Source organism: Verrucomicrobiota bacterium (genome assembly GCA_037139415.1).
In the GTDB taxonomy this organism is placed as follows: Bacteria; Verrucomicrobiota; Verrucomicrobiia; order Limisphaerales; family Fontisphaeraceae; genus JBAXGN01.
Genome location: JBAXGN010000272.1, coordinates 1 through 7,599, shown reverse-complemented (window position 1 = coordinate 7,599; position 7,599 = coordinate 1). Strand labels below are relative to the sequence as shown.

The 7,599-nt window shown below is 56.6% G+C and carries 6 protein-coding genes; 1 reads left to right on the top strand and 5 read right to left on the bottom strand.

The window, feature by feature from the left end; all coding sequences use genetic code 11:
• Positions 1-49: 49 nt before the first annotated feature.
• Entirely contained in the window at positions 50-382 is a 333-nt protein-coding gene (locus WCO56_27820) for a hypothetical protein (protein ID MEI7733411.1), read from the bottom strand.
• An 87-nt stretch (positions 383-469) separates the two neighbouring features.
• Here WCO56_27820 and WCO56_27815 point away from each other — a divergent pair, with 87 nt between their 5' ends.
• Positions 470-1,279 carry an HNH endonuclease gene (locus tag WCO56_27815; GenBank protein MEI7733410.1) on the top strand — a complete coding sequence of 270 codons (810 nt, stop codon included), beginning with the start codon at positions 470-472 and terminating at the stop codon, positions 1,277-1,279.
• Between the two features lie 656 nt (positions 1,280-1,935).
• Here the strand turns inward: WCO56_27815 and WCO56_27810 are convergent.
• The 4 genes from WCO56_27810 to WCO56_27795 all read right to left on the bottom strand — a co-directional run bounded on the left by WCO56_27810 (position 1,936) and on the right by WCO56_27795 (position 7,474).
• Positions 1,936-3,879, bottom strand: coding sequence for a hypothetical protein (locus WCO56_27810; protein ID MEI7733409.1), 1,944 nt, complete (start codon positions 3,877-3,879; stop codon positions 1,936-1,938).
• 484 nt (positions 3,880-4,363) lie between these two features.
• The gene (locus WCO56_27805; GenBank protein MEI7733408.1) at positions 4,364-5,092 is read right to left on the bottom strand and encodes a class I SAM-dependent methyltransferase; all 729 of its coding nucleotides are present in this window, start codon (positions 5,090-5,092) and stop codon (positions 4,364-4,366) included.
• Positions 5,085-6,059, bottom strand: coding sequence for a glycosyltransferase (locus tag WCO56_27800; GenBank protein MEI7733407.1), 975 nt, complete (start codon positions 6,057-6,059; stop codon positions 5,085-5,087). The genes WCO56_27805 and WCO56_27800 overlap by 8 nt, the downstream gene beginning before the upstream one ends.
• An 11-nt stretch (positions 6,060-6,070) precedes the next feature.
• Positions 6,071-7,474, bottom strand: coding sequence for an alpha-L-fucosidase (locus WCO56_27795; protein MEI7733406.1), 1,404 nt, complete (start codon positions 7,472-7,474; stop codon positions 6,071-6,073).
• Positions 7,475-7,599 lie beyond the last annotated feature (125 nt).

The window sequence follows — 7,599 nt, the reverse complement described above, 5'->3', positions numbered from 1 at the left end:
TTGCGCCAGGGATTTTTATTAAAAACCCGTCCCAGTGTCGAAAGTTCGGTTAATGCGCAATGAGGCCAAAAGAGTTGCCACATTCGTCCAGAATAGTGCCGTCTGGATAAACATCTACTGGGACTACATATTCCTCCACGGTGATAGCGTCTTCAAAGTCCCGCTCCCCGTCTAAAAACTGCTGGATACGGATCATGACGTTATCGGCAATTTCCCGTTGTGCTAGCAACTCAGTCTCAAAAACAACAAATTTATTCTCGCCATCGGTGACGACAGGAACTGGTCCTTGGCAAATGGTGTCGGTGTAGATGCAATAACCTGTCTGGAGAGGCGCAGTTTCTCGCTTCACAACATTTCCACTATTGATATCGGATTTGGACATAATTCGACAAGAATACCTGGCCAGGAATGATAGCGATTGCAAGTTTTTTCACTTCGCAGCAAGGTGAATTTGTGACATGCTCACCCCATGCCGAAAACACAAAGTGTTAAATGGACGCGCGAGCACTTCCTGATTGCACTGAATCTTTACTGTAAACTGCCATTTGGAAAACTGCACCGAGGCAACCCGATTATCATCGAAGTAGCGCAGAAGATGGGACGTTCGCCAAGCAGTCTGGCAATGAAACTCTGTAACTTCGCTTCCCTCGATCCAGTACAGCAGGCACGAGGTATCCGAGGTTTATCAGGTGCCACTAAAATGGACTGTGAAATGTGGACTGAGTTCCGTGAGAAGGTCGCCACGCTCGGTGTGGAAAGCGAACAGATGCTTCACGATCTATTCACCCGAGATAATGACCGTGAAGTGGACTTTCTCCAGCGTGACGAGATTCGTTTAGAGACAGGCAGACATAATATTCCAAGCGGGCCAACAGAAGGGCAGTCAACAGTCAAAACTCGTCGTGGCCAGCAATTCTTCCGGCAAGCGATACTCAACGCCTACGATGTTCGATGTTGTATCAGCGGTGTTAACATTCCACGTTTACTCGTGGCTAGCCATATCAAGCCGTGGAGTGATTGCCTAGAAGAGCGGCTTAATCCGCGAAACGGACTTTGCCTCTCAAGTCTTCATGACGCTGCGTTTGATTCTGGCCTTATTGCGATTGACGAGAAATTCAACGTGATTTTGAGTCAGCGTCTAAGGAGATATTTTCCGCAGCCAACGCTGGAGCAAAATTTTGTTCCGTTTGAAGGGAAGCCCATTCGGTTGCCAGATAAACTGACTGAACCTTCACAGGAATTTCTTCGCTACCATAGAGACGTAATATTCCAGAGCTAAAGCCTTACGCTTTACCATTCCACAGTACACGTCTCCGTTGACTTTAAGTCTATAGTCTTAAAGACACATTCGGCATCCGTATTTGGAAGGTGATATGAGAGGTTGATGGGATAGAAACTGAATAGGAATGGATAGGACGAATGGGACTGATGGGATGAGTAAAGAGCCGGGCATTGGAAATTGAACCGCTAATCGCCAAACACGCGAAAGGGGAATATGGAAAAAAATGAAGACAGGATGGCAGGGAAAGTATGAGGTATGAAGGATGAAGGCGGAAGGCAAGTAACCAGTAACCAGTTAGCAGTGGTTGGGACCGCATGGACCCGATTGACCATATGGACATTGAAAATGGGGGCATTTAACCGCTAATCACGCCAAACACGCGAAAAGGGAATATGGCAAAAAATGAAGTATGAAGGCTAAAGGCGGAAGTGATCGGGGAATGGACAATTGAGAATGGGGGGAATGGGACTGATGGGATGTGTAAAGAGCCGGGCATTGCAAATTGGGGGACCGCATAGACCCGATTGACCACATGGACATTGAAAATTGGGGGGCATTTAACCGCCAATCACGCCAAACACGCGAAAGGGGAAAAGACCTGGAAATAATTCAGCGCCGACTGATGTCGAGCGGCTGCGTAAGTTATGAAAGTGCTATAACATCCCCGGATTCGGTTCCCGTTTTCTGGGCCGGAAGATCAGGTTGCTGCCGATGCGGTGGACGGGTTGGCATTCTTCTGTGATAAAGGAAACCATGGGGCGAATTGGCTCCGGAATGCCCAGTTCCCAGCGTTTCGCCAAGCCCTCGTCCACCACGATGACCGGGCGTTTGGCCTGACGCAGGGCAGCGATGATCTGCTCCTGCTGGGCGTGGCTCAGTTGGCCCCAGCCGGTGCTGTTTAATTGGGTGGGAGGTGGTTTTTCCGCCCATAGATAAAGGCTGCAAAAGCCGGGGTAGGAGATGAAGGTGTCGCATTCGGTCCGCAGATATTGCACCTGAGCACGCAGAAAATGCGCTGTCGCCTCCGGTTGACGAACCAAACGTGAGCCTGGCAAGTCGAGCGGCGTCAGGCTGGTGTGGTATTGTCGCAGTTCCGGCAGTCCGCACCACACGTTGGCGAACCAGTATAGCATGATCATCACGATCAAGGCCCGTCCCCAGCCAATGACACGCGGGGACAGAGACTGAAGCTGGGGCAGGATCCGTTCTGAAATTGGTGATGCCCGAAGCGCGTCGCCCAGACACACTGTGTAGACCACCACCAGGAGCATGGTGCCCAAGGCAACTTGGGTGCCCGCGATCGGATATCCCTGCAAGCCTTGCCAGGCCGCCATCACGCAAAGGAAAATCCGGGGGAATGTGGTCTCGGCGGTGCGGGGCGCGTCGTTCGTGCCGGGCACCAGCATCAGCCAGACCCAAGGTAACAGGTATCCCAATTGCGCGCGTGGATCGCTCACTAGCCATAGAATACCGACCAATCCGTAAATGCCCTTGAGCACGGCGAGGCTGTTCGCCCAGCGTCCGGTGGTGCCTTTCCAAGTCACGCAGATGGCCAGGGTGAGCGCCAAGGCCGCGTTCAGTAGCACGGTGTCCGGCAACAAAAGTCGCAACAGGGCCACGCCAGGCATTCGCAGCGGAGTCAGTACCAGGCCATCCACCGCCCCGTGCAGGGAGGTGCCGGTGAATACGGTAAATCCGAACAGCATCAAGGACGGCACCACCAGGCACGCCCCCAACCGTAGGTATTCGCCCGGCATCCAACGTCGTTTCACCGCCGTTTGTTGGGCAACCAGAAGCGTTGCCGCCACGGCACACGCCATCACCACGCCGTAATTGCGACACCAATCCGCCTCCAAATGTCGGCGCATCAGCAGGAAGGGCAGCACGGCGCATACTCCGGGAAAGAGCCAGCTCCAGGGTGCGCGGTTCAGGCGGTCATCCCCATGGCAACGAATGGCCAGGAACAGGGCGAACACATAGAACACGCCGACGTTGACTTTGGTGAAGCCGAGGGCGACTCCGATCACGGCGAGCAGTTCCAACCCCGGAATTCGGCGGGATGGGCGCGCGGCCAGCAGTACAGCCAGTGCCAACAGCAGTACCACCAGTTCCTGCGGATGCCCGGGTTCATTGGCCAGAGGACTCAGATGAATCACTGTTTGCATGAACACCAGCAGGCCGCCCAGGAAAGACCGCATCATCACCCCACCGGCCAACGCCAGCAGCACGGATGCCGTCAGCCAATGGAAAATACTGAACAGTCGGGTGGCGTCATGGGTCAGGGGTAGCGCGGTCAGCGTGCGCACCAGCCATTGATCGAGATAGTAAAAGGGGCCGTATTGTGTGAACACGCTGTCGTAGAGCGGATGTCCATCCATGAACCCCCGGACGGTCAGCATCAGGTACCCTTCATCCGGGCTCATGGGCCGACTGAAAATGGTGTAATAACCGTAGGCGGCGGCCACCACCAGGAACAAGCCAATGGTTATGGTGGAGCGAGTGAAATCCGAAAACCGAAGACCGAAAACCGAAAGAAGGCCGAAGGCCGAAGGCCGAAATTCAGAGGGAGGGAGCTGGTTGGGAGGTGGGATATTCATTCGGGCTGTTTATTTTTCCGGGAGTGCATCTATTGAAACCGCAGAGAACACAGAGATCACAGAATTGAAAATTGAACCGCCAATCACGCGAAAAACGCGAAAGGGGAACATGGCAAAAGACGAGACAGGATTTTCAGGATGGATGGGAACGGGGCATTGCAAATTGAAAATTGTAAATTGCAAATTTGGGGGGCATTTGAACCGGGAAATACAGGAAGGTAAATCCGAAGGCTGAAAATCGGAGCGGGGACTGTGGCTGGGAGGTGGGATATTCATTCGGGCTGCCAATTTTCCTGAGAGCCCATTGAGGAGCTTGGAATGTTACTTCTCCCCAGGAACCCCCTCATCCCAGCCTTCTCCCCCAAGGGGGAGAAGGGGCCCGCAGGGCGGTTGAGGGGGAGCGGTCGGTGCATGGGTTCAAAGAGCGAAATTCTTCTTTCACCTCCACATTTTCTGCAGCTCAGAATATTTCGGGATTCGATTTTCAAGCTTCGGTTTTCTGCAAGTGTGGTCGCTCCCAGACGCCTACCACGGTTTTGCCCAGGCGGTGGCCGGTCAGCGGATCGAGTATCCGCGAGCAGGGGATCATGAAGCGGTCCCAAACCTGGATTTGTTTCAAGGTGGGCAGGGATTGGCGGAGCAGCAGGCGGTTGGCGGCGGAGGCCAGCAGGCCAACCGAGTCGAGGTAAAACGCTCGGGCCAGGCACAGCTCCGGCGGCGTCAAGGACGCCAGCATTTTGGCGGTATATCGCCGGAAATGCCCGATGGACTTATCGAACGGGCTGAATAACCAGCCGTGCGCGGGCGAGAGCACCACCAGGCGCCCGCCCGGTGCCAGATGACGCGCGGCCCGCCGCAGTTCGCCGCAGTCATCTTCGATGTGCTCCAGCACATCAATGTACAGGATTGTGTCAAAAACTTCGGTTGAGGCCAGTGATTCCAAGGTGCCGATATGCACTTCGGAATTCCGGCAGGCAGGGGTTTCGGCAATGCGCTGCTTGAGTTGGGCCGCCAGTTGGGCGTCCGGTTCCAGGCACACCCAGCGCCGCTCGTTGCCGAGGCGTAATAGCAGTGTGTTGGATCCGATGCCCGCGCCGACTTCCAATACCGCGCCGCCCAGGAACGGGCGCAGCCGGGAAATCCAGTAAGCCTTCCACCGGTGCGCGTGCGCAAACAGCGCCAATTCCCCGCCGACATAGGTTTGCTCACTCATGGACGGTCACGCTGCTCTCTATAAAATAGTGATAGTCGCGGATGGGAATAAAGTCCAGGCTGTTGCGTTGCGTCAACAGGGTTAGCGCCAGGGAGAAACAACCGAGCACCAGCGTGAGCGCCGCGATCAGCAATCCCCCGATGGCATACGGCGCCCACGGTGGCAGGGCGGGGCCGCCGTATAACAGCGTGGCGACCGAGCCGGCGGCGAGCGCGCCGCAACCGCCCGCCAGCAGGCAGACGGCCAACAGCAACCGCACCGCCACCACATCGCTGAACACCGAAATGGCCTGCAACCCGTGCATCACCAGCCCCACGAAGTTCATCTTGGAAGCCCCGCGGTAGCGGGTGCCGCGCGCGGTGGGCAGCAATTCGCGCGGCAGCCGCGCCTGGAAAATCGCGGCGGCATAATGATTCCACAACGCGGGCAGGGTGACCAGCGCGGGCAGCCGACTGGCTGGCACGATGCTGAAGTTGCCCACCCGCACGGAAATGCCGGTCAGCACCCAATGCAACAGGCGGTACAATTGGTACAGCCCCAGGAATAGCGGCGATTCGCTGCGGCGGGTGCGTTCGGCAAAGACCACCCGCTCGCCGGCCAGTTCCCGGCAGCGCGCCAGCAGGCGGGTGGCGTCTTCCGGGCGATCCTCCCCGTCGGCATCCATCACCAGCATGGCGTCGCAGGGAATTTTCTCATGCACAAAGGCCGCTCCGAGGGCGATGGCGCGCTGATGTCCCACGTTGCGCCGCAAACGCAACACCGCCACGTGCGGCAGTGGAATATCCGCAGGAAGCTTCAACTGCTGAATCAGCGGCACCGGTGAACCGTCATCCACCAGCAATACCCGCAACGTCACATCCAAGCCAGCAAATGTCCGGCCCAGGTTCCCCAATAAAAGCGCCGCCGACTCCGCGTCCTCATACACGGGAGCCACCACCACCAGCCGGTATCGCTCAGGTTCGCCCATGACTGTTTCGGTTACCTTCGCTTGATATCATCCTTATCCACAGTGCCTTGCGGATCCATCAGTTCGGGCGGGGTGTCGAATTCCAGCTTTACCACCAGCAGCGAGTTTGCCTGCTCGTTGGTGGGCAACTTGCGCAGGCGCAGATATCCCTTTTGCTCGACGTGATCGCTGGGGACCATATCCGTTGCCCATTCCACCGGCTGGCCGGTGTTTAACAGCGTGGCTTTGCGCGGGGCCACAGTCAGCGGCTTGAGCTTTACCGCGTCGCCCGCCGGGTCCTTGTGCAGGTGGACATACAGGTTGTTCCCTTTGCGGGTGAGTAACACGTTGCGGTTGGCCGTTAAATAAGAGGCTGACGTCGCGCCTTCGAGCGATTCCTTGACGGACTGGTACCATTTACCGATTCGCTCCAGGATGGCCACCGACTCGGGTGGGATGGCGCCGTCGCCGCGCGGGCCGACATTCAGCAGGTAATTCGCGTCGCGGGCCAGGTATTTATCTATGCTGCGCATCAAATGCCGGTCGCAATAATAATCTTCATCCACGCGGTACCCCCAGCTTTCCATGCCGACGGATTGGTTGGCTTCGGTGCGTTTTTCAAAGCTCAACAGTTCTTCGCCGGTTTTGTCATAATCGCGTTCCGGGGTGCCGAAATCTCCCTCGTCATAGCCCCGGTTGTTGATGACGGCCTTGGGCTGGAGCTGCCGGATGAGGTTATTGATTGCGGGGTCCACATGTTTGTCCACGTTCATATCCCACCAGATGCCGTGAATCTCGCCGTAATTCGTGCAGAGTTCCCGGATTTGGGCCTTCAGGAACTCGAGGTACTTCATCAGGTCCGGCTGGTCGCCTGGTTGCGGTGGCAGTTCGTGGTGGCGTCCTTGGTTCGGGTAATTCGGCTGATGCCAGTCGGCGATGGAATAATAGAGGCACAGCGGGAAGTTCCGGCGATGACAGGCATCGGCGAGCATTTTGACCACGTCCTTGCCGTAGGGCGTGTTCATGGTGTTATAGGCGGTGTGCTTGGACTCGAACAGGCAAAAACCATCGTGATGCTTGGTGGTCAGGCAGATATACTTCATTCCCGCGCGCTCCGCCAGGTCCAGCCATTCATCCGGGTTGAACTTCACCGGGTTCCATTGGCGGGCGAGTTTCACGTACTCCTCGCGGGGGACCCGCTTGCGCCATTGATGCTGTTCGTGGAAACCGGCGATGGAATACAGCCCCCAATGCACAAATAACCCGAAACGCTTCGCAAACCACCAATCGCGTCCATCGCCGAAGCGCGGGGCGGGTTTGGGCGGGGCGATGATTTTGGCGGGTTTATCGGCGGCGATGGCCGAGGGCGGCAGGGCGGGCAGGGCGGCCAAGGTCGCCACGCCGGCGGAAGTTTTGATGAAGTCGCGTCGGTTCATACTCGGTAATATTGGCTAGACTCTAGCCTACATCGGCGGGAAGGGGAATGATAAATTGGAGAAAAATGGGAATCGGACATGGGTCGAGTAGGACTGAGGCGCACGCAACCTTGCGGTCCATGTTT